Consider the following 24,148-nt stretch of genomic DNA (forward strand, 5'->3'; position numbering starts at 1 on the left):
TTTAAATAATAATAAGCTAAAAAATGTCACATTACGAAGCCCCGATTAGGGTACCCTTAATTAAAGGACATAAGACCTATCGTGATATCACAGAAGATATTGCAAGACCTATTGAGGAAAGAGCTGGTAAATTATGGTGGATTTCTTTATACGCATCATTGGTTCTTTTCATTTATGGATTTGGCTGTATTGCTTACACCATAGGTACAGGTATTGGAGCGTGGGGATTGAACCGAACCGTAAACTGGGGTTGGGATATTACCAACTTCGTGTGGTGGGTAGGTATTGGTCACGCAGGAACATTGATCTCCGCAGTATTATTATTATTTAGACAGAGATGGAGAATGTCCGTAAACCGCTCCGCAGAGGCAATGACGATTTTCGCCGTAGTACAGGCAGCAATCTTCCCTGTAATACATATGGGGAGACCGTGGTTAGGTTATTGGGTATTCCCTCTTCCAAACCAATACGGTTCTCTTTGGACGAACTTTAACTCTCCACTCCTTTGGGATGTATTTGCGATTTCTACATACTTCTCAGTATCGGTAGTCTTCTGGTTCATCGGTCTTATTCCAGACTTTGCGATGATTAGAGACAGAGCCAAAACTCCATTTACTAAGACAATGTATACTTTCCTTGCATTTGGCTGGGGAGGAAAAGCAAAACACTGGCAGAGATTTGAAGAGGTGTCATTGGTATTGGCAGGTTTGGCAACTCCGCTTGTATTCTCAGTACACACTACGGTATCCTTTGACTTCTCCACATCGGTGATTAAAGGGTGGCACTCTACAATTTATCCTCCTTACTTCGTTGCTGGTGCGGTATTCTCAGGGTTTGCAATGGTACAGACGCTCCTCTTGGTAGCGAGAAAAGTTTGCCACTTGGAAGATTATATCACCAAGTATCATATTGAGATTATGAATATCGTCATCATTGTAACAGGAGGTATGGTTACTGTGGCTTATGCTTGTGAATATTTCATCGCGTGGTATTCTGGTTCAAGATATGAAGACTTTGTATACCTCTCTCCAGGTGCAGCAACTGGACCTTACTGGTGGGCATTCTGGGCACTTATTATCTGTAACCTTGTAGTACCAGCAGCATTCTGGTTCAAAAAAGTGAGAACAAATATTATAGCTACATTCCTCATTGCATTGGTTATTAATATCGGTATGTGGTTTGAGCGTTTTGATATTATCGTAATCAACCTTTCAAGGGATTACTTACCAGGTTCTTGGACTATGTTTAAACCAACGATTATAGATGTGGGTACATATCTTGGAACTATTGGATTCTTCGGAATTTTATTCCTACTCTACGCAAGAACTTTCCCAGTAATTGCACAGGCGGAACTAAAATCTATTTTGAAAATTTCAGGTGAAACTTATAAAGCAAAAGAAGGAGATGAGCACCACTAAAACTATATACGGAATTTACGCCGATGATGATGATTTAATGGCAGGAGTAAAAGCGTTTAGCGATAAAGGAATTAAAATTAATGAAGTCTATACTCCATTCCCTGTTCACGGGTTAGATAAAGCACTTGGTCTTAAAAAGACAAGAATCTCTGATGCCGCTTTTATCTACGCAGTTTATGGATTACTCATAGGGGGTATTACCACTTGGTATATGATGAATCACGACTGGCCACAGAACATCGGGGGTAAGCCAGCGTTTGACTGGGCACATAATATGCCAGCATTCGTAGTGCCTATGTTTGAGCTTATGGTATTCTGCTCCGCACATATGATGTCTGTTACTTATCTCATCAGGAACAAAATGTATCCGGGAGCACCAGCTCAGAATCCAGATCCAAGAACTACTGATGATAAGTTTATGATCGAGTTTAAGAGTGATGATGTTGAAACTATAAAACAACTCCTTATAGAAACAGGAGCTGAAGAAATTTCTGTAAAAGAAGCATAATATGAAAAATTATATCATAAAAATTTCTGCAATATTAGGAGTTTCTGCTTTGGCACTTACTTCTTGTGGCCCAAAAGAAAATCCACCATTGGTTTACTTCCCAGATATGTACTTCCCAGTGGCATACGATCCATTAATGAAAGCTGAAGACCCTTATGTAGATCATAAAAATGAAATACCTGCTTTCGTGAAAAATGATGGAGCTACAGGCTTAGTTCCAGTAGATGGTACAGTGGCACAAAATGAGGACGGAGTAGTAGAAGTAAATGATGCAAGACCTCTTAGCCCTACGCAGTATAATGAGGGTTATGATGCATCTAAACTGGTTACTGCTTCACCGCTTAACGCTTCTAATCTGGATAAGGATGTAGCAAGAGGTAAGGATTTGTATAATAAGACTTGTGCAGTTTGCCACGGTACAGCAGGAGATGGTCAAGGTTCAATCGTGAAATCTGGAGCTTATGTAGGTGTGCCTAACTTTAAAGACAGAGAGGTTACATTGGGCTCCGTACACTATGTGCTCTCTTATGGTAGAAACTCTATGGGCTCTTATGCTGGGCAGTTAAAACCTGGTGACAGATGGAGAGTGGCAATGTATATAATGAAAGAATTTAAAGGTCAAAAAGATTTTGCAGGTAGCCCAATAGCCGCTGCAAAACCAGTTGCTGACTCTACTCAAACTAAATAATTAAAAGAGAAAAATATGTATACTTTTTCATCTAAATTAAGATTATTTTCAATTGTACTTTTAGTAGCGGGGCTTGTGCTCTTTGGTGCAGGCTATATGATGAATCATAAGATTGATGATGCTCAGATAGAGCAGATGATGGCAGATTCTCACAAGAGCGGTCATAATGCTCCTACTCATTCCCACGAAAAAACAATTGATAAGAATACAAAAGACCACGCGGATAAAGGGCACGATGCTCATATGGAGCTTGCGCATCATCAGGTGCATAACCGTCCTTGGGCAGCGCTTCACACTGTTGCGGTATTCCTTTTTGGTTTGAGTGCTTGTGCTTTGTTTTTCTATGCTATTCAGAATGTAGCACACGCAGGTTGGCCAATTATTGTACTTAGAGTAATGGAAGCGGTTTCTTCTTTCATTCCTTATGGAGGGGCACTTTTACTCCTTATAATGGTACTGAACATTACTCATAATGCACATATGTTCCATTGGATGGATCCAAGTCTTGTAGATCCAGAATCCGATCACTTTGACTCTATTATTTTTGAGAAAAAGATATTCCTCAATATTCCACTTTATGTTTTCAGAAATATAGTATATGTTTTCGGGTCTATCTTCTTCCTTTGGAAATTGAAATCTCTCTCTAAGAAATTAGATCAAACTAAGGACAGAAAAGATTACAGCAAAATGTATAGCTGGAATGTAGGTTATATCGCTTTCTTCGGTTTTGCATCTGCATTTTGGGCTTGGGACTGGTTGATGTCTATTGACCCTCACTGGTACTCTACAATGTACATCTGGTATTCTATGGTAAGCTGCCTTACTTCTGCTGTTGCAGTTATCCTGATAATAAGTGTTTATCTCAATAAAGCAGGTTTCTTACCACAGTTTAATGATAACCACTTGCACGATTTAGGTAAATTCCTCTTCGCTACGGCTATGCTTTGGACTTATACTTGGTTCTGTCAATATATGCTTTACTGGTATGCGAATATACCTGAGGAATCCAACTACTTCTTTGGAAGATTCGAGCATTACAGCCAGACATTCCTTCCGATGCTGATTTTCAACTTTGCTATTCCATTAGCAGTAATGGTAAGTTCAAGCATCAAGAGAAGAGCTTGGGTAATGGTTCTAATGGCGGTGTTTATCCTTATCGGGCACTGGATGGATTACTTCAATATGGTAATGCCGGGTACAGTAGGTATTTTCTGGGGTATCGGTCTATTAGAAATAGGAGCTGTATTATTTGTAGGAGGCTTATTCGTCTTAACGGTAATGTCTGCACTCTCTAAACTGAAACTCATTCCTGAGGGGAACCCTTACCTTCACGAATCAAAAATATTTGAATATCCTTTCTAATATTCACAATTAAGAAGATAATGAAAATAGAAGTCTCCCTTGCATTTCGTAAGGGAGATTTTGTTTTTGATGGGGCAGAAATTATATTTGCAGGCTTAATGATATCAAAATGAAGATTACAGAGCATATACAGAATGCTGATGGCAAAACGCTTTTCTCATTTGAAATCGTTCCTCCTCAGAAGGGTGTGGGTATTTCTGATTTGTATAAGAATATAGACCCTCTTATGGAGTTCAAACCACCGTTTATAGATGTTACTACCTCTCGAGAGGAGTATATATTCCTTGAGCGGGAGAATGGGTTGGTAGAGAGAAAGGTTACCAGAATGAGACCTGGTACTTTGGGGATTTGTGCTGCCATTCAGTATAAATATAGCGTAGATACCGTTCCTCATCTGCTCTGTGGAGGCTATACCAAGGAGGAAACCGAATATCTCCTTATAGACTGTATGTATCTCGGGATTCAGAATGTGGTTGCTCTAAGGGGGGATGCAATGAAAGGTGAAAAATACTTCAAACCCGCATTAGGTGGGCATTCTTATGCTTCGGAGCTCGTTGAGCAGATCGATGCCCTCAGGTGCGGTAGATATCTCAATGAAGATACGGGCTATAAAGGCTGTGCTACTGATTTCTGTATCGGTGTGGCGGGTTATCCAGAGAAGCATATAGAAGCGCCATCCATCAATTACGACCTTCAAATGCTCAAAAAGAAAGTAGATATGGGGGCAGATTATATTGTAACCCAGATGTTTTTTGATAATCAGAAATACTTTGATTTTGTTAAAAAAGCAAGAGAGATGGGAATCACCGTCCCGATTATTCCTGGCATAAAGCCTGTCTCCACTAAAAAACACCTCCAGCTCCTCCCGCAAGCGTTTAAGATCGACCTGCCAGAGCCTCTGATAAATGAAGTTGCAAAATGCAGTGATAATAATGCTGTGCGCCAAGTGGGGATAGACTGGGCGGTGCATCAGTGCAAGGAGCTTTTAGATTTCGGAGTGCCCGTTTTGCATTTCTATTCTATGGGCAAGAGTGATAATATTTACAAAATTGCAAAGGAGCTGTTTTAGTAGGGGAAAGATTTAGGATGGCTACCTAAACCTTTTATTAAGAATCCCTCGTTTTGCATTTTCGTAGTCTTGGGGGGCGCAGGGCGTCCAGTTTTTGGGATTATCGCCAGTACCGAAGTACCACAGCCCGCTAAAGCTATCTTTTTTAAAGCTCCATTCGGTGTCATCTATCATCACGAGGAAGGTCTCATAGCTTCGTTCTTTGGGGTGGGTTTTCTGGATATTTACCCCTTCTATCAGGTACCAAATCATTTGAGCCAGAAGCTGATGATTGAGCAAATTTTTCGACTGAATATTAAAATTAAACAGTCCGAAAGAGGCTAAATTCTCACCCAAGCCTATTTCTTTCATATAGGCACAGATTTCTCGCCTGTTCAGCCCATTAATCTGAGGTTGGGTAGAGAATCCACCAGCAAAGCTTTCCACTGCATTGCAATTGAGGCTCACCAGATTGGCTCTCCTTAGGAAGGGTTCTGCTCTTTCGGTGATATTCATCATTTCCGAAAGGCGAAGGAGGTCAAACTGAATATCATTGATGAGTTTCAATGCCTCTACATCGTTTAAATGTTTCTGATAGCCCAGCAGGTGGAAGCTCCTGAGCATTGAGCTTTTCTCTGTCAGGATTTTGTTTAAGAAATTGAATTCAGTGAGCTCGTTTCCGCCTTCATCAAGATGTAATATATTGGAAATTTGAGCATAATCAATCGCTCTACCTTGTAAATTAAGCGCTGAAAATAGCGAATGGGTAAGATCAATACTCCCCCCAATCACCACAGGAAGGGTCTTTTTTCTATGGCAGAGGCTCAGGATTTCCTGCAAAATATAGTGGGTATCTTGTGGCACCTTCCCAGAAATCAACTCGCCCAAATCGCAGATAGGCACTTCAAAATCATAGCCCGAGAGCCTGTACAGGTGCTCCCTCATCAGGTTATAGGGGTGCACCTCTGCGCTACCGCCCCCACCTCTATGGTCTGAGACGAAGATTAGAGCGATTCCTCCCTCCTCAATCGTGTGGCTTATCTTGCTTCCGAGCTGCCATTTCTCGGTTTTAATGCTTGGCGGAGCTAAAAAAATATCTTCAAAATTCATAAGTACAAAGGCGAATGCTCCCAATCGTATTCGCCGCACGAAAGTAGCAAAATAAAACCAACTCCCCAAGAGAGGATTTATTTAGAAGACTATATTAATAGGAGCTTCCCTGTTTTTCTTCGAGTCTGAAAAAAGTTGGATAAAAAGGTAATACTCTTAATAAGTTTTAAAAAAGGCACTATACCGTTCACTGGCCCAGGAAATATTTGTACTTTTGTGCGGTTTTATTAAAAAATATTCAATGGAATTAGCACTGAAAATCTTTCAATTTGTACTTTCAATCTCAATTTTAGTCCTCCTCCACGAGCTGGGGCACTTCCTCCCTGCAAAGTGGTTCAAAACAAGGGCAGAAAAATTCTTCCTCTTCTTTGATGCGTGGTTCTCTATCTTCGCAATGAAGAAGATTAATGGAAAATGGCAGTTTAAATTCTTTTCTAAAAATCAGCCAGATACAAAGATTATTAAAGTAAATGGAGAGAAAAAAGAAGTGCCTATTAATATAGCGGAATTAGATGATAATGACTGGCGCAAGCACCCAGAAAGCACGAAATACGGCATCGGATGGCTACCTATGGGCGGCTATGTGAAAATCGCAGGGATGGTAGATGAGTCTATGGACCTCGAGCAGCTGAAAAAGCCCGCTCAAGACTGGGAATTTCGCTCCAAACCCGCTTGGCAAAGGCTGATTATAATGCTCGGTGGGGTTACGGTTAATTTCTTCCTCGCTTGGTTTATCTACTCTGCATTGGCGTTCTATAAAGGAGAGAAATATATAGATATCAGTAAGTTTGATAATGGAATTGCTGCCTCCAAAGCAGCTGAAAAAATGGGCTTTAAAGAGGGTGATAAAATCATTAGCATAGACGGGAAGCAGGAAAAAAGATTCGGAGTAGCGGCTATCAATATCTTGTTTAGCAATGAAGTAACTGTGCTTAGAGACGGTAAAGAGCAGACCTTCCCCATAAATGAAGAAGGCGTTGCGGAGGTCATCCGTTCCCGAGAAGTGCAGGCATATCTCTCCCCGAGAATACTCCCAGTAGTAGATTCTGCAATTGGAAACGCCGCAAAAGCGGGGCTAAAAAAAGGAGACCTCATCCTCTCTGTAAATGCTAAGGAAACGCCGTTTTTTAATGATGTTGAAAGCATTATAAGAGCCAATAAAGGCAAAACCGTAAGCGTAGAAATTAAAAGAAATAATACGACAGAAACCCTGAATATCCCTGTAAGTAAGGAAGGGATTATCGATATCATACCAGAGGTGGATGTGATAACTCGGCAGGAGTATTCGTTCTTAGAATCCGTTCCTGTAGGCTTTAACCGAACGATTTCTGCACTTACAATGCAGGTAAAGCAGTTTAAGATTATCTTCAACTCTAAGACTCAAGGTTATAAAAATGTAGGTGGACCTATTGCCATCATCAATCAGATGAATGTAGACAAAGACAAAGAAGGAAATTTGAGTATCAACTGGGAGATTTTCTGGAGCTTTACGGCAATGTTCTCCGTATGGCTGGCATTCCTCAACCTGATACCCATCCCAGGCTTAGACGGTGGGCATGTACTCTTCACCCTTTGGGAAATACTTACTGGAAAGCCCGTACCACAAAAGGTATTAGAGAATGCACAAACAATTGGGGTTATTTTTCTATTAGGCTTAATGGTTTTAGTATTTGGGAATGATATACTTAAATTAATATTAGGAAAATTATAGAAAAATATTTTCAAAAAAGTGGAGCTAAAATTTGGTAGATATAGATAATGTTTTTACATTTGCACCACTGAAAACAACACAGTAGCCTTTTTAGCTCAGTCGGTTAGAGCATCTGACTGTTAATCAGAGGGTCGCTGGTTCGAGCCCAGCAAAAGGCGCCTTCATTCAATAGAGTATCAGTTTTAAAACTGGTACTCTTTTATTTTATTATTTTGCTTAATAGCTCGTATAATACTCCTTAACCTCCCCATATTCTATGAAAAAAACTATCTTTGCAACCACTGATTTTGAAGATGAAAAACATTAGGAATTTTTGCATTATTGCACATATTGACCACGGGAAATCTACCCTGGCAGATAGACTTTTAGAATACACCAATACCGTTACCCAAAGAGAATTGCAAGCCCAGACTTTGGATGATATGGACTTGGAGAAAGAACGAGGGATTACCATTAAATCTCACGCCATACAGATGGACTATGAGTACAAGGGCGAGAAATATGTCCTCAACCTGATTGATACCCCTGGGCATGTGGATTTTTCTTATGAAGTTTCCCGATCCATAGCGGCTTGCGAGGGGGCTTTGCTCATCGTGGATGCAGCGCAGAGCATACAGGCGCAGACGATTTCTAACCTTTATCTCGCGTTAGAAAATAACCTTGAAATTATTCCTATCCTTAATAAAATAGACCTTCCTTCGGCTAATCCAGAGGAAGTTACAGATGATATTGTCAACCTCCTTGGCTGTAAGCCCGAAGATGTTTTACGCGTTTCTGGCAAAACAGGTGAAGGCGTTCGTGAGCTTCTTGAACAGATTGTAGAAAGAATCCCAGCACCAGAGGGCAACCCTGAGGCACCGCTTCAAGCGCTGATTTTTGACTCTGTTTTTAATCCGTTTAGAGGGATTGAGGCTTATTTCAAAGTGGTAAATGGCAGTATTAAGAAAGGTCAGAAAGTGAAATTTATGGCAACTGACCGTACCTATGATGCAGATGAAGTTGGTACGCTCAAGCTAAAACAAGTCGCTAAGCAGGAGATTAAATGCGGAGATGTGGGCTACATTATCTCTGGAATAAAAGATGCCCGAGAGGTGAAAGTGGGAGATACCATTACTTCTGCTGAGAACCCTGCACCGAACCCAATAGAAGGTTTTGAAGAAGTGAAGCCAATGGTTTTCGCGGGGATATATCCGATAGAGTCTGAAGACTTTGAGGAGCTTCGTGCATCGTTAGAAAAGCTGAGGCTGAATGATGCTTCCCTTGTTTTCGAGGCGGAGAGCTCGGCAGCCCTTGGTTTTGGTTTCCGTTGTGGCTTCCTCGGGATGTTGCATATGGAAATCGTGCAAGAGAGGCTAGACCGAGAGTTTGGAATGAATGTCATTACCACCGTTCCCAATGTGTCTTACCACGGATATACTAAGAAAGAGCCTGATGTGCCTATCCTCATCAATAACCCTTCGGAGATGATGGATCCAACGACGATGGACAGGGTAGAAGAGCCGTATATAAAAGCATCAATCATTACAAAATCCGACTTTGTAGGTCCAGTAATGACCCTTTGTATTGAGAAAAGAGGAGAGATTGTTAATCAAAGTTACCTCACTTCCGATCGTGTGGAGCTTATCTTTAATATGCCGCTTTCCGAAGTGGTGTTTGATTTCTACGACAGGCTGAAATCCATCTCCAAAGGTTATGCATCGTTTGATTATCATCCCATCGGTTTCCGCCCATCGAAATTAGTGAAGATGGATATCCTTATTAATGGCGATATGGTAGATGCACTTTCCTCCCTCATCCACGATACAAATGCTTATACGATTGGAAAAAAGATGTGCGAAAAACTCCGAGAGCTCATCCCAAGACAGCAGTTTGATATTGCCGTACAGGCAGCTTTGGGTACGAAAGTCATCGCTCGAGAAACCATAAAAGCCCTAAGAAAAGATGTAACGGCGAAATGCTACGGTGGTGATATTTCCCGAAAGAGAAAACTCCTCGAAAAGCAGAAAGAAGGTAAAAAGAAAATGAAGCAAATTGGTCGTGTAGAAGTACCACAATCTGCATTTATGGCGGTATTGAAGTTGAATGATTAAATTTTTCAGCAATAAAATCCACAGTTTTTCTGTGGATTTATATTAGATTAAGAATTAAAAAATGAGAAGCATATATCATTTATAGCGATTAACTTATGGCAACCACTGATTTTATTAATAGTATTTATGATGGTTGTTTAGCAGTTAGAGGTGTATTAAAACTATATTAATGTTTTGAAATACTGATGATATGAAGAGAGTAATAGTATTTTGTCTGATGATTTTATTATTTATTTCGTGTAGAAGCTACTCAGAAAAGGACTTAATAGGAGTTTATACACCTGTAAACTATAGGAATACATTTGATACCATACACCTAAAAAAGAATAACAAATATTACAGAACGGTTTATAATAAAAGTAAAGAGCGTGTAATTGAAATAAGGGGAGAGTGGAGTGTAAGGGAAGATGTAATAGAGTTTAAATCTCCATACTTTCTCAATCTGGATAGAGACTTGGTTATGTATCCTGAACTTTTGCAGGATACGGAAAGTAATGGCTTAGGTTATATTTGGAAGAAGGTTGGTGTATTTGAATTTTGTGTCGGATATTTTGGGGTAGACTTACCTAATCAAAATTGTTATCGTAGATTGAATGATTAAATAAACTGTAAGAAGAAAAAATTTTAAATTTTTCTTCCCTCACCCAATAAATCCCTTTTCAAAATCTACTAAAATAATTCCTGATGGTTTCCTACTTCAGTGGATTCACTTACTAAGGCTTTAATAACATCTATCCAGCGGTCTTCATCATTGAGGCAGGAGATGTAGTGAAAGGTTTCTCCTCCTGCGTTTAGAAAGATTGAGCGGGCTTCTACTGAGATTTCTTCGAGGGTTTCGAGGCAGTCGGAGACAAATGCAGGGCAGCAAATAACCAATTTCTTTTTACCCTGCTTGGGGAGGTTTTGAAGGGTAGCATCGGTATAGGGCTCTATCCATTTATCTTTTCCAAGGCGGGATTGGAAGCTGGTCTGAGCCTTTCCATCTAAATTGAGACGAGAAGCAATGGCTACGGTAGTGTTAAGACATTGTTGTTTGTAATCAATTTCATACAGAGGTTTGCCTTGGTCTTCACCCCAGTTGGGAATAAGCGAGGTTATTTTTTTATCAACTTTTGGAAGGTGCCGCTCTGGAACGCCGTGGTAGGAGAAGAGGAGGGTATCAAAATCTTCGGGGAGTTTTTCTTTAATGCTCTGTGCAAGGCAGTCTAAATAGAGCTCCTGCTGATAAAAAGAACCGACATATTTAATACTGAGATTAGGGAATTTTAATTTTCTTACTTCCTCGGCTTTAGCAATAACGGTCTCTGTAGTACTCATAGCATACTGTGGATAGAGGGGGAAGAGGATAACTTCGGTTACACCTTGCTCGGCGAGTTTTCTAAGCCCTGTTTCTATGCTGGGCTCGGCATATCTCATCCCTATTTCTACGGGCATATCTACCTTTTGCTGAAGTTTGGTTTTTATTTTTTCGGTATAGACGATAAGTGGAGAGCCTTCGCTTGTCCAGATGGTTTTGTATGCCTCTGCGGATTTTGCAGGACGGGTCTTTAAGATAATCCCACGAACCAAAAGATAACGAAAGAACCATCTGTAATCTATGACTCTTTCGTCCATCAGAAACTCGTCCAGATACTCCTTTACATCTTCTACCGAAGTAGATTTTGGGGAGCCTAAATTTACCAGTAGAATACCTCTTCTCATTATTTTATTTAAACCTGTCGGTAATGTATTGGTTATTAATTTTATTATCCGTTTACGGCTTCTACTACTTCTACCAAGTCTGGTAGGAACTGTTTCAAAATGTTTTCTATCCCATTTTTCAGGGTAATTCTCGAACTTGGGCAGCCTGAGCAAGCACCTTGTAGGAGCATTTTAGCTACTTTATTTTCCTCATCGTAATCTATAAGGGAGATTTTCCCTCCGTCGTTTTCCACTGCTGGAGCCACATACTGCGCGAGTACATCTGCGATTTTCTGTTCTTTTTCGGTATAGTCTCTCTCGATGATTTTCTCTACTGGGCTTTCGTGCTTTTGAGGTTCAATATGGGTTACTTTACCACCGTCTTGCAAGTATTCTGCGATGACGCTTCGTACGGCATTCATCACTTCGTGCCACTCTACGCTGCTGTTTCGGGTAACTGCCACAAAATTATCGGAAACGAAAACTTGAGTAACGAAATCAAACTCATTATAGATGGCTTCGGCAAGGGGTACATCTGGCGTGCGGTTCTCTACTTTTACTTCTATAAACCCATCGAGGATGAGCTTAGGAGAGACGAATTTCATTACATTGGGGTTGGGTGTCATCTCTGCATAGATTGGGAACAGCTCCTTTCTCTTCGTTTGTCGGTAGATTCTTGGGTTTGCGAGCAGCTCGTCTTGTATTACTTCTCTCAGGCTTTCGGCTACGCTCTCCCAATCTACGCTATCGGCTTTCTCTACTGCAATAAAATTAGCAGTGATGAATATTGATGAGATAAAAGGATATTTAAAAAGCTCTTGTGCGAGCGGTATTTCTGATATGTCGGAATCTCTGTGCAGTTCCAAACCACCGGGGATAAGGGTATAATCTACCACGAACTTTGTTACATTCGCATTTTCCGTAGGTTCTATATGTACATTCAGCATTTTATTATTAATTTTGAAGGGCAAAAATAAGGATTACTTATTAGATTTATGCTAAGGAATCATAAGACTTTATCAATTTAGATTTTAGGTTCGGTAGATTTTAAGCCTTGATAAATCATTTATCTAACAAATTCAAAATACCTGTAAAATATGGCACTTATAAAAGATGTTTTAGGCAAAAGCCCTGTGATAGGCAAAGGGACTTACCTCGCAGAGACGGCAACCGTAATTGGTGATGTACAAATGGGCGAAAACTGTAGCGTGTGGTTTAATGCCGTTATCCGTGGCGATGTACATTATATAAAAATCGGGAGCAAAGTAAATATTCAGGATAATGTAATGCTCCACTGCACCTATCAGAAGTCTCCACTAAGCATTGGGAATAATGTATCCATCGGGCATAATGCCATAGTACACGGCTGTACGATAAAAGACAATGTCCTCATCGGAATGGGGGCAATCGTGATGGATGACTGTATTATAGAAGAGAAATCCATCGTAGGTGCAGGCTCCGTAGTTACCAAAGGTACCCACATAAAATCAGGCGAAGTATGGGGCGGGATACCCGCAAAAAAAATAAAAGACATCAATGCTGAGCTCCTCGAAAACGAAATCCACCGCATTGCTGATAGCTACATAAAATACGCCAGCTGGTATACCCTGACGGGTGGGACTTTTATTAAATAAAACAGGAAATATTTGCTTAAAATAAAGGCTTGGTCTGATTCATCGCGTTTTAATCTTTTTAAAAATCAAAACTGATGTAGATTAACAATAAAACAAAGTTTTGATAGTTATTAGAAACAAAAGTTATTTTCAATAGCATTTAGTGTAGGTTTAATAAAAATTTAACCAAATTTTTTGTAGGCTCTAATATCTAAAATGCACTTAAATTTATATCTTTGTCATCTTAAAAAAATTAGAAAAGAGAAATGGGGTTATTTGATGTATTTACGCAAGAAATTGCAATAGACTTAGGAACAGCAAACACACTGATTATCCACAATAATAAAATCGTTATAGACCAACCTTCCATAGTGGCTATTGACCGTAATACAGGTAAACCAATAGCTGTGGGAGAGCCAGCAAAACATATGCAGGGGAAAACCCACGAGGATATAAAAACTATTAGACCACTGAAAGATGGAGTTATCGCAGATTTTCAGGCATCTGAGCATATGATTCGTGAGTTTATAAAGCAAATTCCAGCTGTGAAAGGTAAGCTCTTTCAGCCTGCACTTAAAATTGTAATTTGTATACCATCAGGCATTACAGAAGTAGAAAAAAGAGCGGTGAAAGATTCTGCTCAAAAGGTAAATGCTAAAGAGGTACGCCTTATCTACGAGCCTATGGCGGCAGCAATAGGTGTGGGGATAGATGTACAGAAACCGGAAGGGAATATGATTGTAGATATAGGTGGTGGTACTACCGAGATTGCAGTGGTCTCCCTCGGTGGTATTGTGTGTGATAAGTCTGTCAAAATCGCAGGAGATGTATTCAATAACGATATTGCATACTATCTAAGAACTCATCATAATCTCTATATCGGTGAGAAAACTGCGGAGAGGATTAAGATAGAAGCAGGCTCGGCTACCGAAGATTTGGATGTAGAATTAGAAGATATCAGTGTGCAAGGACGAGACCTTATTACAGGCAAGCCAAAAGAAATAATGATTAATTACAGAGAAATTGCAAGAGCTCTGGATAAATCCATTATAAGAATAGAAGATGCTGTGATGGAAACCCTCTCTATGACCCCACCAGAATTGGCAGCAGATATTTGGAAAACAGGAATCTACCTTGCAGGAGGAGGGGCTTTGCTCAGAGGCTTGGCAGATAGGCTTCATAAGAAAACAGGACTGCCAGTATTTGTAGCAGAAGACCCTCTAAGAGCCGTAGTAAGGGGTACAGGCATTGCTCTTAAGAATATGGATAAATTTAATTTCCTTATAGGTTAAACAAAATTTCAGTATAGAATTTTATGGGCATATTACTAAGGTTCTTTTCAAAGAACAGCCTGTTTTTATTCTTTCTGTTTCTGCAAATCATCTCCCTTAGTTTGATGTTTTGTATGAATACAATGCAAAGGTCGTGGATTGCTGCTCAGTCCGCGGCTTTTAATGCTTGGATAGCTGGGTATATAGATGAGGGAGCGTCTTATCTAAAACTCAAACAAGCCAATGAAGAGCTCATAAAACAGAATAAAGAACTGATGGAGCAGCTCTATGGAAGGGAATACTCATCTTCATCAAAACCACGAGTAATAGCAGACTCCACTCAGGGGAAGCAGATGTTTACCATTATAGATGGAGATGTTATTAATAACAGTATCAATAGGAAAAATAATTATTTTACCATCAACCGAGGGAGTAAAGATGGGGTGGAAGATGATATGGGCGTGATTTCTCCTAATGGAGTTGTGGGTATTGTGGTGAATACAACGGCTCATTATTCCCTTGCTCAGTCGGTTTTAAGTGTAGATAAGATAAAAATCAATGCTTCACTGAAAAACTCAGGATATTTCGGCACGCTCACTTGGAATGGGGAAGACTCTCGGCTGATGCACCTTGCTGATATCCCTAAGTATGTATCCTTAAAAGTTGGAGATACCGTAGTAACCGATGGTAAATCGGCAATATTTCCACAAGGAAAAATGATTGGAACCGTTGCGGGTTTTGAAGTAGATAATAAAACTGGATTTTGGGATATTTCGGTGGAGCTAAGCGAGAAAATAGGAAAACTCAGCAAGGTATTTATAGTAAAAAACCTGAAAAGAGAGGAGATGAAGCCTATACAGGATAGTTTAATGAAACACCAAAAAGCAGAATAAAAGGATATGATAACCAGAAATATTTTTTCAGATATAATTTTCATTTCTGTGCTTGCTGTTTTTCAGGTAGTGGTACTGAGCAGAGTTAATATTCTCGGAGAGTATACTCCTGTAATGTATCCTATGTTTGTTATGTTTTATCCTTTTTTTAGAAATAAATATATCTTTCTTTTGCTCAGTTTTCTTTTGGGATTTGTAATAGATGCCAATATTGGCACTTGGGGAGTAAATGCCTTTGCAACTACTCTTATCGCCTATTTTAGAACGATTATTTTCCGTACTTCTACAGATTCGGATACTGATTTCTTCTCTTTCCAGTCTATACAGTGGTCGCAATTCATCTTTTTTATATTGATGAGTGTTTTTCTGCATCAGTTTATTGTGCAGTTCCTCGAGTATTTTAAACTTTCAAGAGCGGTAGATATACTTATTAATGTATGTATTACAAGTATTATCTCTTTCTTTTTTATACTGGTTTATGCCATTGCATTTAGAATAAAAGAAAAAGTATAAATCTTCTTAAAGGGCTTTTTATAGCCCTTTTTTATTTTGTCATAAGAGAAGTTTTTGTCCAATTGTTAAAATTTCTCATAAAATTTGTTAGTTTAATCTAACTTTTTATATTTGCAAGGTCAATTAATGCTGAAAACGCTTTATTAATCACTAAAATCTTTAATAGATGAGTAGTTCTTGCATTTTGCACATCAAAGAGGCTTGGGAACTGAAAACAAAATCTGGGGATAAACTGATGAAATCAGGAAACTATAAAGAAGCCTTGGAATTTTATAAGGAAGCCTTGTACCGTGCTGAGGTTCTGAATTTGCATACTTATGCGTGCAGGAGTATAAAGGTGTCTTTTATGAGTCTGCTGGTTTCTTCATTTAAGAATATTATTCATATTTATGAGAGGATGAATTGTATAGAGCAGGCAGAAGAAATGATGAAAAAGATGATTGCCTATATTATAAAGCTCTTTAAAAATAAAGAAATTACAGAACAAGAATATCAGACAGAGATAAAGGTTGCCCTTGTAAGTTATACCGATTTTATCAATAAATACCAATTAAAATAGAAGATATTTTCATAGATAATACTTTTTTACAACCAATATTTATTTGTAAAGGAATTGTTCGCACTGAATGATTCCTTTGTTTTTATGTTTCGCAGGCTGGCTGCCAAATGTGTATCTTTGGCAAAATCTTTCTATGAACGAAAAAGACTATCAGGAGGCAATAGACTGGCTCTTTGTGCAAGCACCCAATTATCAAATTAATGGTAAAAAAGCATATAAACCAGGCTTGGAAAACATTCGTAGGCTCTGCGATTTCTTTGGAAATCCACAAGAAAAGATAAAGACCATCCACATAGGGGGTACCAATGGTAAAGGCTCTACCAGTAATATGCTCGCCTCCGTCTTGCAGCAGTCGGGGTATAAAGTGGGGCTCTTTACTTCTCCTCATCTCATTGATTTTACAGAGCGGATAAAAATTAATGGTAACAACTGTGATAAGACTTTTGTGTTCGGCTTTATACAAAAGCTAAAAAACCTTCCGAAAGATGATATCAAGCCCTCTTTTTTTGAATATACTACTATTATGGCGTTTGATTATTTCTACAAGAATCAGGTAGATTTTGCCATTATAGAAGTGGGGCTTGGTGGTCGTCTGGATTCTACTAATATCATCCTCCCGATGCTCTCCGCTATTACCAATATATCCCTTGACCATCAGGATATCTTAGGCGAGACTCTGGAGCAAATAGCCCAAGAGAAAGCAGGAATTATAAAGCCCGATATTCCTATCGTTTGCGGCAGTGATGATGCCATTGTAAAGGAAATCATCAGAAAAATAGCAGATGAAAACAGAAGCCCATTCATTGATGCTACAGAGCGGGATTCTCCTTTTACCACCGATTTAAAGGGAAGGTATCAGCAGAAAAATATCCGTGTAGTCTTGTCTCTTATCGATGTTTTAAAGGATTTGGGCATCATCATCACCGAAGAGGATATCGCTGCTGGGCTAATGAATGTACAGAAGAATACAGGTTTTATCGGTCGCTGGTATGAGTTCTCTCGTGCGCCACTCACCATTTGTGATACGGGGCATAACCAAGCGGGATTAGAGGAGGTTTTTTCCCAGCTTTGTTCAATGCCTGTCTTTAAGCACATCATTTTAGGCTTTGTAAATGATAAGAAAATAGATAAAGTCCTCTCCATTCTCCCGAAAAATGCGTGTTATTATTTCGTGAAACCATCGGTAGAGAGGGGGAGACACCCCAAAGACTACGAAGATTTATTGAAGGCTCAGCAAATCTCTTATCACCTATTCGATAGTGTAAATGATGGATATACAGCTGCATTAAAATCCTGCAAAAAAGACGAAATGATCTTTATAGGAGGGAGTAATTTTGTGGTTGGAGATTTTTTAAAAGAAAATTTGGAGGGTAAATAAAAAACTGTATATTTGCACCACTCAAAACGAGAGGGCGGTTAGCTCAGTTGGTTCAGAGCATCTGGTTTACACCCAGAGGGTCGGGGGTTCGAATCCCTCACCGCCCACCGAGCAAGGGTTCTTAGCTCAGCTGGTTCAGAGCATCTGGTTTACACCCAGAGGGTCAGGGGTTCGAATCCCTTAGAACCCACCAAAGTCTAAAATCATCAGGTTTTAGACTTTTTTTATGCAATAGGAGGGTCATTATCTATTCTTGGGGAGAGTTTGCTATAATAATATAAAGAAGAGGGTGAAGTCTCATTTTTATTGATTAAAGAGATTATGTCCCCAAAAAAGAAGTAAATTTGCACGCAATGAAGCAAAATCTGGACATACACAAGACCTCAAACTTTTCTGTGCTGAGCATTAGCTATGAAAAAGCAGATGCCGAAACGCGCGGGAAGTTTGCTTTTTTTGATGAAAATGTAAAGGAATTTGTACGAAGGATAAGCGAGAAACAGCTGGGAGATGCTTTTGTGGTTTCTACCTGTAACCGAACCGAAATCTATACCACTACGCTCAACTATATCTTCATCGTGGAGGAATATTGTAAGCTAATAGGGGTGCATTTGCTCGATTTTATGCGCTTCGCTACGGTGCTCAACAGGGAAGATGCCCTGAACCACCTCTTCCGAGTGGCGGGTGGATTAGAAAGCCAGATTATTGGCGATTTTGAGATTATTGGGCAGATAAAAAATGCGTATAACCGATTCAAAAGAGAGAAAAAAAATTCTAATCCTTACCTTGAAAGAGCGATTAATTCGGCAATTCAGATTTCCAAACGAATAAAAAATGAAACAGGAATCTCAAATGGTGCAGCATCGGTCTCGTATGCGGCGGTGCATTATATTTTGAACCATCAGCAGAATGTCTCGGAGAAGAATATCCTCCTGCTCGGAGTGGGAGAGATTGGTCAGAATACGGTGGATAATCTCATTAAGCACATCTATCAGCCTAAGATTAAAATCGCCAACCGCAGCAGTGAGAAGGCAGAGAAAATCGCAGAGAAATATCATATCCCGAGCATCCCTTATGAGCGCCTGAATGATGAACTACCCCAAACCGATATACTCATCGTAGCTACAGGAGCCAAAACACCTATTATCAATAAAGAACATTTCCCAAATAATGGAAAGAAAACCCTTATTATAGACCTTTCTATCCCGAATAATGTGGATAAAACCGTTCTGGAAAACCCGAATATCACCTTGATAGATGTAGATCAGCTCTCGGTACAGATACAGGAGACAATGGAGCAGAGGAGAAAGGAAATCCCCAAAGCAGAGCAAATCATTAAACTGATGATGAAGGATTTTTTTGAATGGGAGAAGACCAGAAAAATGGCTCCGAAGATTCATCACTTCAAAGCCGTACTCAAAAATATGGAGAGAAACGAAATGCATAATATCCATAAAAAACACAGATATGTGAATATAGATGATATGGAGCTTTCGGAGAAAATAATACAGAAAATAACCAATCGTTTTGCAAAATATATTATAGACCACCCTTGGAAAGCGGAGGAAGTAAGTAAAATGATGCACGAGATTTTAGTAGAACAACCCAATAAGGAGTTTAATGAGAAGCATTAAAATAGGGACTCGTCATTCGCCATTAGCACTATGGCAAGCCCGCGAAGTAGAGCGTAGATTACAAGCCTTGAACCTAAGTACAGAGGTATTCCCCATCATATCCACAGGAGATAAAAACCTCTCTCAGCCTCTCTATTCTATGGGGATTACAGGGGTTTTTACCAAAGATTTAGACCTGGCACTTCTCAATAAAGAGATTGATATTGCAGTACATTCACTTAAAGATGTGCCTACTCAGCTTCCAGAAGGGATAAAAGTATTGGCATATTTGGAAAGAGATTTTCCTCAAGATGTATTGGTGCGCAGTACGGCAGCTAAAGATAAGCCGCTTCAAGATTTGAAAATCGCTACCAGTAGCCTGAGAAGAAGAGCTTTTTGGGCAAAGCAATTCCCCAATACGAGTTTTGTAGATATCAGAGGAAATGTAAATACCCGCCTCCAAAAAATAGAAGATGGCTTGGCAGATGCTACCCTGTTTTCATTGGCGGGAATTAAGCGCTTAAACCTCAATATAACCTATGAAGAGCTTCCATTTATGATTTCTGCACCTTCTCAGGGGGTGGTAGTAGTTGTCGGGAGAGATGGAGATAATGATGAGCTAAATAATCGAGTGAGAGAAATCAATCATCTTAATACCCAGTATTGCGTAGAGGTAGAGCGGGATTTTCTCCAAACATTGGAGGGTGGTTGTACGGCTCCCATTGGTGCTATTGCCGATATACAGGGCAGTGAGATGGTATTTAAAGGCAGATTATGCTCCCTTGATGGAAAAAAATGTATTGAAATAAACGAAAAATTCAGTTTTAGCGTTAATCAAAAATATGGTAAAATATTAGCCGAGCAGGTTTTAAGGCAAGGAGGAGAAGAAATAATGAAAAGCCTCAAATTATAGATGAAGAAAATTCTATTCACAAAGAAAATAGACGAACAATTAGTTTCCAATATACTTGGAGGCTCGTTTTATTGTGAATATATAGAGGCTATCCGAATTAAAAACAGGAAAGTAAAACCCTTTAATGTACGGGGGAAATCCATCATCTTTACCAGTGTAAATGGCGTAAAATCATTCTTTGAAAATGGTTTTGTTCTTAATCAGGATTTTACCAACAGGCTGTGCTTTAATAGGGTCTATGCCGTAGGTATTAAAACCAAAAGAGAGCTTAGGAAGTATGGAGTAAATACTTATAAGGTCTTTTCTTATGCCTATGTGCTTATAGATTTTATTATCAATAAAGCCAATGAAGAGTGCTACATTCATTTTTGTGGTAATCTGGCTTTGGATCTGTTTAATAACAAGCTCCCATTGCAAAATATTAGTTATAGAAGGATAGTGGTGTATGATACCGAACTTCTCTATCCAGAAATTAATGAAAACTATGACGGCATCGTCTTTTTTAGCCCAAGTGGCGTTCGGAGTGTTCTAACAAATAATGATATAGGACAAGCAAAAGTCTTTGCTATTGGGCGAACTACTGAAGACGAACTCAAAAAATACAATATCAAGAATATAATAACCAATAATGAGGCAAACTTAGATGGGATTTTTCATTCCATAAAGAATACCGAATTCTAAGTTTGTGAGTATAGATATAATTATGATTAAAAACGACTTATATTTAAGAGCTTTAAAAGGTGAAACGGTAGAAAGGCCTCCCGTTTGGATGATGAGACAGGCAGGGAGATATCTCCCAGAATTTATTGCTCTAAGAGATAAATATGACTTCTTCACTCGGTGCCAAACTCCAGAATTAGCAGCCGAGATTACCGTACAACCCATTAGACGATTTCCGTTAGACGCTGCAATTTTATTCTCAGATATCCTTGTAGTACCGCAGGCGATGGGTATAGATTTCAAAATGAAGGAAGGTATAGGTCCCTGGCTTGAAACCCCTATCCGAACGCAAGCACAGGTAGATGCCATTAAACTTCCCCAAGTAGATGAAACCTTAGGCTATGTATTTGATGCCATAGAGCTCAGCCTCCAAATGCTGAATAATGATATTCCGCTTATAGGTTTTGCCGGTTCTCCTTGGACGATTCTCTGCTACTGCGTAGAGGGAAAAGGTTCAAAGGCATTTGATATCGCTAAGTCTTTTTGTTTTCAGCAGCCAGAAGTTGCTCATCAGCTCTTGCAGAAGATTACAGATACCACCATCGCCTATCTCAAAAGAAAGGTAGAAAAAGGAGTTTCTGCGGTTCAGATTTTTGATTCTTGGGGCGGTATGCTTTCCCCAGAAGATTATAGAGAATTTTCTTGGAAGTATATCCATCAGATCGTAGAGGAGCTGTCTAAGGTTACCCACACTGTAGTTTTTGCTAAGGGCTGTTGGTATGCTTTAGAGGAGATGTCTCTTAGTAAAGCATCGGCTTTGGGAGTAGATTGGACGGTGAGTCCAGAGCTTGCGAGGCATTTTACTCAGAACAGAATTACCCTGCAAGGGAATTTTGACCCTGCCCGACTGCATTCATCACCAGAGGTAATTAAGCGAATGGTAGGCGAGATGATTCATCGCTTTGGAAAAGACAAATACATCGCAAATCTCGGGCACGGAATCTTGCCGAATATCCCTCTGGAAAACGCCGAAGCCTTTGTTCGCGCTGTGGTGGACTGGAAACCTTAATCGAGATTGATGAATTTATAAATGATGGCGAACTGGCTTGAAAGAACCGAGCTTCTCATAAAAAAAACTGGTGTAGAGAGGCTTCAGAATGCGAATATTTTAGTCGTTGGGCTCGGTGGGGTAGGAGGCTTTGCAGCCGAATTTATTGCAAGAGCAGGCGTAGGCAAAATGACCATCGTAGATGGCGATACAGTGGATATTACGAATATTAATCGGCAGCTACCCGCCCTGCATTCCACCATTGGAAAAGCAAAAACGGAGCTCATCTCCCAGAGGCTTTTGGATATCAACCCTTATCTTCAGCTTACGGCTCTTCATCAGTTCCTCAATCCTGAAAATATGGAGCCCCTGCTCGATGGGCAAGATTTTGATTATATTCTGGATTGTATCGACAGTGTTTCGCCCAAGATTGAGCTCATAAAAGCTGCCCGAAAACGAAAGATAAAACTCGTAAGTGCTATGGGTGCAGGCGGCAAGACCGATCCGTCTATGGTAATGGTGAGAGACATCAGCAAGACGAATAATTGCTTCCTTGCCAAGCAGATTCGCAAAAGGCTCAGAAAGGAAAATATAAACAAAGGTTTCCGCTGTGTGTTCTCTAATGAGATTCAGGCGGAGGATAGCCTTAAAATGACCGATGGCTCGCAGTTTAAAAAATCATTCTACGGCACAATGAGCTTTATGCCTGCCATTTTTGGGCTTTATGCCGCTGCTGAAGCCATCAACCATATTTTAAAAATTGAAGATTGAAAAAGTACGCCTACCCTCGCTCGGAAAAACTGAAACAAGATAAAGACTTCGCCCTTCTTTTTAAAAAGGGGAAATGGCGTACGGCAGGTGCCGTAAGGCTTGTTTTCACCTCCTCCGATGAGGTACAAAAGCCCAAAGTAGGGGTCTCTGCCTCTAAAAAACTCTTCAAACGCTCCATAGACCGAAACAGGGCCAAGCGCCTCCTGCGAGCGGTCTATCGCCACCATAAAGAAGCCTTTGCACAGAAATTCGGCAGCCAAACCCTCGCAATGCTTTTCTGGATTTCCCCAGAGCTTCCCCCCAACTACCAAACCGTAGAGGCTGACTTCCTAAAACTCCTCTGAAATACCTCTCCTTTTGGGTTATTTATTCCATTAAATAAAATATAAAGACCTTTACCTAAAAAGGCAATGGACTTGGCAGAGGAATTTTAGGTAAGTAAAGCGGAGGAGGTCTGCCCAGAGGCGGTGCTGAAAGCAGACGCTCATACTGTAATGTATCCTTTGGAGGAGGGCTTTGTTCTCTTTTGGGGAGTTGTAGGAGATGGCAGAGCGGTAGATTTTTATCAAGGAGAGGTTGAGGAGGTGGGTGTGTTTTCCTTTGGCATCAATCTGGGCGCCGAGCGAGTGGTTGAGCTGGCGTTTTTTTACCAAGAAATCATCGATAAACCGTATTCTGAAGCGTCTCGAGAGGCGGTACCAGTAGTCTAAATCTTCAAAGAAGAGGCTTTCATCGTAGCCATTGAGGGCGATGAAGTGGGTGCGGCGCATCATAGCACTCACCGAGCAGAAGGTCTTTCCGCTGTGGAGCATCAGATAGTAATCAAAGCTGTGGAGACGGCTGTCGAGCACCTTTCCTTCATTATCTACATCAAAAAAAGGCGTGGGGTTTTGTCCATTTTCATCGATAAGGTAGGCATTTCCGAAAACGATGCCCGTGCTATCATCCTGTTTTTGGAAGAAATCTATCTGTTTTTGAACGCAGTCGGTCAGGAGTACATCATCCGCAGAAAGATCGATGAGAAAATCTCCATTGGTATATTTAAACATTGTATTGAATGCTTTGGGGAGGGGGAGGGGCTCATTGAGATGAATGAATCTGACCTCTGGGAAGTCTTTTAAATAGTCTCGAATAATATGGAGGGAATCGTCTGTACTGCCATTGTCCAGAACAATTAATTCTATATTTTTGTAAGTCTGCTGTTGTACGGACTGTATGGCTTCCAAAACATACGGAGCGTGGTTGTAGCAGTTGCAAACAATGGAAACAAGAGGCAAGTCCATAAAAAGATTTTCCCAAAAGTA

24 protein-coding genes and 3 tRNA genes are annotated in these 24,148 nt (G+C 40.0%); 23 read left to right on the forward strand and 4 right to left on the reverse strand.

Annotation, left to right across the window (positions count from 1 at the left end; genetic code table 11):
• Nucleotides 1–23 precede the first annotated feature (23 nt).
• The 5 genes from nrfD (at nucleotide 24) to metF (ending at nucleotide 5,045) form a co-directional block, all read left to right on the forward strand.
• Nucleotides 24–1,418 (forward strand): NrfD/PsrC family molybdoenzyme membrane anchor subunit, encoded by a 1,395-nt coding sequence (gene nrfD / locus DBX24_RS04920; protein WP_120489789.1) that lies wholly within the window; start codon nucleotides 24–26, stop codon nucleotides 1,416–1,418.
• Nucleotides 1,405–1,926, forward strand: coding sequence for a DUF3341 domain-containing protein (locus DBX24_RS04925; protein WP_120489856.1), 522 nt, complete (start codon nucleotides 1,405–1,407; stop codon nucleotides 1,924–1,926). Before nrfD ends, DBX24_RS04925 begins: the two co-directional genes overlap by 14 nt.
• Before the next feature lies 1 nt (nucleotide 1,927).
• On the forward strand, nucleotides 1,928–2,614 hold the full coding sequence (locus tag DBX24_RS04930; RefSeq protein ID WP_120489788.1) for a c-type cytochrome: 687 nt from the start codon (nucleotides 1,928–1,930) through the stop codon (nucleotides 2,612–2,614).
• A gap of 15 nt (nucleotides 2,615–2,629) precedes the next feature.
• On the forward strand, nucleotides 2,630–3,976 hold the full coding sequence (locus tag DBX24_RS04935) for a quinol:cytochrome C oxidoreductase (protein ID WP_160224141.1): 1,347 nt from the start codon (nucleotides 2,630–2,632) through the stop codon (nucleotides 3,974–3,976).
• A 109-nt stretch (nucleotides 3,977–4,085) separates the two neighbouring features.
• On the forward strand, nucleotides 4,086–5,045 hold the full coding sequence (gene metF, locus DBX24_RS04940) for a methylenetetrahydrofolate reductase [NAD(P)H] (RefSeq protein ID WP_120489786.1): 960 nt from the start codon (nucleotides 4,086–4,088) through the stop codon (nucleotides 5,043–5,045).
• Between the two features lie 21 nt (nucleotides 5,046–5,066).
• Here metF and DBX24_RS04945 read toward each other — a convergent pair whose 3' ends face one another.
• A complete protein-coding gene (locus DBX24_RS04945; RefSeq protein WP_160224142.1) occupies nucleotides 5,067–6,134 on the reverse strand; it encodes an arginase family protein in 1,068 nt (355 codons plus the stop codon).
• Between the two features lie 241 nt (nucleotides 6,135–6,375).
• Here DBX24_RS04945 and rseP point away from each other — a divergent pair, with 241 nt between their 5' ends.
• The 4 genes from rseP (at nucleotide 6,376) to DBX24_RS04965 (ending at nucleotide 10,536) form a co-directional block, all read left to right on the forward strand.
• Nucleotides 6,376–7,845, forward strand: a complete 1,470-nt coding sequence (gene rseP / locus DBX24_RS04950; protein ID WP_120489784.1) for an RIP metalloprotease RseP — start codon at nucleotides 6,376–6,378, stop codon at nucleotides 7,843–7,845.
• Nucleotides 7,846–7,929: 84 nt separating this feature from the next.
• Nucleotides 7,930–8,003 (forward strand) — tRNA-Asn (locus DBX24_RS04955).
• Between the two features lie 135 nt (nucleotides 8,004–8,138).
• Nucleotides 8,139–9,935: a translation elongation factor 4 gene (gene lepA / locus DBX24_RS04960; RefSeq protein ID WP_160224702.1), complete on the forward strand. Its 1,797-nt coding sequence runs from the start codon at nucleotides 8,139–8,141 to the stop codon at nucleotides 9,933–9,935.
• Between the two features lie 190 nt (nucleotides 9,936–10,125).
• Nucleotides 10,126–10,536 carry a hypothetical protein gene (locus DBX24_RS04965; RefSeq protein ID WP_160224143.1) on the forward strand — a complete coding sequence of 137 codons (411 nt, stop codon included), beginning with the start codon at nucleotides 10,126–10,128 and terminating at the stop codon, nucleotides 10,534–10,536.
• Nucleotides 10,537–10,604: 68 nt separating this feature from the next.
• Here the strand turns inward: DBX24_RS04965 and hemH are convergent, their stop codons facing one another.
• Together hemH and DBX24_RS04975 are read right to left on the reverse strand one after the other, a co-directional pair.
• Nucleotides 10,605–11,639 (reverse strand): ferrochelatase, encoded by a 1,035-nt coding sequence (gene hemH / locus DBX24_RS04970; protein WP_160224703.1) that lies wholly within the window; start codon nucleotides 11,637–11,639, stop codon nucleotides 10,605–10,607.
• Between the two features lie 41 nt (nucleotides 11,640–11,680).
• Nucleotides 11,681–12,562 carry a NifU family protein gene (locus DBX24_RS04975; RefSeq protein ID WP_160224144.1) on the reverse strand — a complete coding sequence of 294 codons (882 nt, stop codon included), beginning with the start codon at nucleotides 12,560–12,562 and terminating at the stop codon, nucleotides 11,681–11,683.
• 150 nt (nucleotides 12,563–12,712) lie between these two features.
• Between DBX24_RS04975 and DBX24_RS04980 the strand changes: the two genes are divergently transcribed.
• From DBX24_RS04980 to rnpA, 14 genes are all read left to right on the forward strand, one after another.
• On the forward strand, nucleotides 12,713–13,249 hold the full coding sequence (locus tag DBX24_RS04980; RefSeq protein WP_160224145.1) for a gamma carbonic anhydrase family protein: 537 nt from the start codon (nucleotides 12,713–12,715) through the stop codon (nucleotides 13,247–13,249).
• Nucleotides 13,250–13,494: 245 nt separating this feature from the next.
• Nucleotides 13,495–14,520 carry a rod shape-determining protein gene (locus DBX24_RS04985; protein ID WP_120489779.1) on the forward strand — a complete coding sequence of 342 codons (1,026 nt, stop codon included), beginning with the start codon at nucleotides 13,495–13,497 and terminating at the stop codon, nucleotides 14,518–14,520.
• 23 nt (nucleotides 14,521–14,543) lie between these two features.
• Nucleotides 14,544–15,392, forward strand: coding sequence for a rod shape-determining protein MreC (gene mreC, locus DBX24_RS04990; RefSeq protein ID WP_120489778.1), 849 nt, complete (start codon nucleotides 14,544–14,546; stop codon nucleotides 15,390–15,392).
• Between the two features lie 6 nt (nucleotides 15,393–15,398).
• Nucleotides 15,399–15,905, forward strand: a complete 507-nt coding sequence (locus DBX24_RS04995) for a rod shape-determining protein MreD (protein WP_120489777.1) — start codon at nucleotides 15,399–15,401, stop codon at nucleotides 15,903–15,905.
• A 166-nt stretch (nucleotides 15,906–16,071) separates the two neighbouring features.
• Entirely contained in the window at nucleotides 16,072–16,464 is a 393-nt protein-coding gene (locus tag DBX24_RS05000) for a DUF2753 family protein (RefSeq protein ID WP_160224146.1), read from the forward strand.
• 133 nt (nucleotides 16,465–16,597) lie between these two features.
• On the forward strand, nucleotides 16,598–17,842 hold the full coding sequence (locus tag DBX24_RS05005) for a bifunctional folylpolyglutamate synthase/dihydrofolate synthase (protein ID WP_160224147.1): 1,245 nt from the start codon (nucleotides 16,598–16,600) through the stop codon (nucleotides 17,840–17,842).
• 32 nt (nucleotides 17,843–17,874) lie between these two features.
• Nucleotides 17,875–17,949: transfer RNA gene (locus DBX24_RS05010), tRNA-Val, on the forward strand.
• 8 nt (nucleotides 17,950–17,957) lie between these two features.
• Nucleotides 17,958–18,035: transfer RNA gene (locus DBX24_RS05015), tRNA-Val, on the forward strand.
• 160 nt (nucleotides 18,036–18,195) lie between these two features.
• Complete coding sequence (hemA, locus tag DBX24_RS05020) at nucleotides 18,196–19,473, forward strand: glutamyl-tRNA reductase (protein ID WP_120489775.1); 1,278 nt, start codon at nucleotides 18,196–18,198, stop codon at nucleotides 19,471–19,473.
• Complete coding sequence (gene hemC, locus DBX24_RS05025; RefSeq protein ID WP_160224148.1) at nucleotides 19,460–20,365, forward strand: hydroxymethylbilane synthase; 906 nt, start codon at nucleotides 19,460–19,462, stop codon at nucleotides 20,363–20,365. Before hemA ends, hemC begins: the two co-directional genes overlap by 14 nt.
• Nucleotides 20,366–21,046, forward strand: coding sequence for a uroporphyrinogen-III synthase (locus DBX24_RS05030; RefSeq protein ID WP_160224149.1), 681 nt, complete (start codon nucleotides 20,366–20,368; stop codon nucleotides 21,044–21,046).
• Between the two features lie 22 nt (nucleotides 21,047–21,068).
• Nucleotides 21,069–22,094, forward strand: a complete 1,026-nt coding sequence (hemE, locus tag DBX24_RS05035) for a uroporphyrinogen decarboxylase (RefSeq protein ID WP_120489772.1) — start codon at nucleotides 21,069–21,071, stop codon at nucleotides 22,092–22,094.
• Between the two features lie 21 nt (nucleotides 22,095–22,115).
• Nucleotides 22,116–22,844 carry a tRNA threonylcarbamoyladenosine dehydratase gene (locus DBX24_RS05040; RefSeq protein ID WP_160224150.1) on the forward strand — a complete coding sequence of 243 codons (729 nt, stop codon included), beginning with the start codon at nucleotides 22,116–22,118 and terminating at the stop codon, nucleotides 22,842–22,844.
• Nucleotides 22,841–23,188, forward strand: a complete 348-nt coding sequence (gene rnpA, locus DBX24_RS05045) for a ribonuclease P protein component (RefSeq protein ID WP_120489770.1) — start codon at nucleotides 22,841–22,843, stop codon at nucleotides 23,186–23,188. The genes DBX24_RS05040 and rnpA overlap by 4 nt, the downstream gene beginning before the upstream one ends.
• 51 nt (nucleotides 23,189–23,239) lie before the next feature.
• Here the strand turns inward: rnpA and DBX24_RS05050 are convergent, their stop codons facing one another.
• A complete protein-coding gene (locus DBX24_RS05050; protein WP_160224151.1) occupies nucleotides 23,240–24,127 on the reverse strand; it encodes a glycosyltransferase family 2 protein in 888 nt (295 codons plus the stop codon).
• Nucleotides 24,128–24,148: the final 21 nt, after the last annotated feature.

The organism is Bergeyella cardium (assembly GCF_009914665.1).
GTDB classification, from domain to species: Bacteria; Bacteroidota; Bacteroidia; order Flavobacteriales; family Weeksellaceae; genus Bergeyella_A; species Bergeyella_A cardium.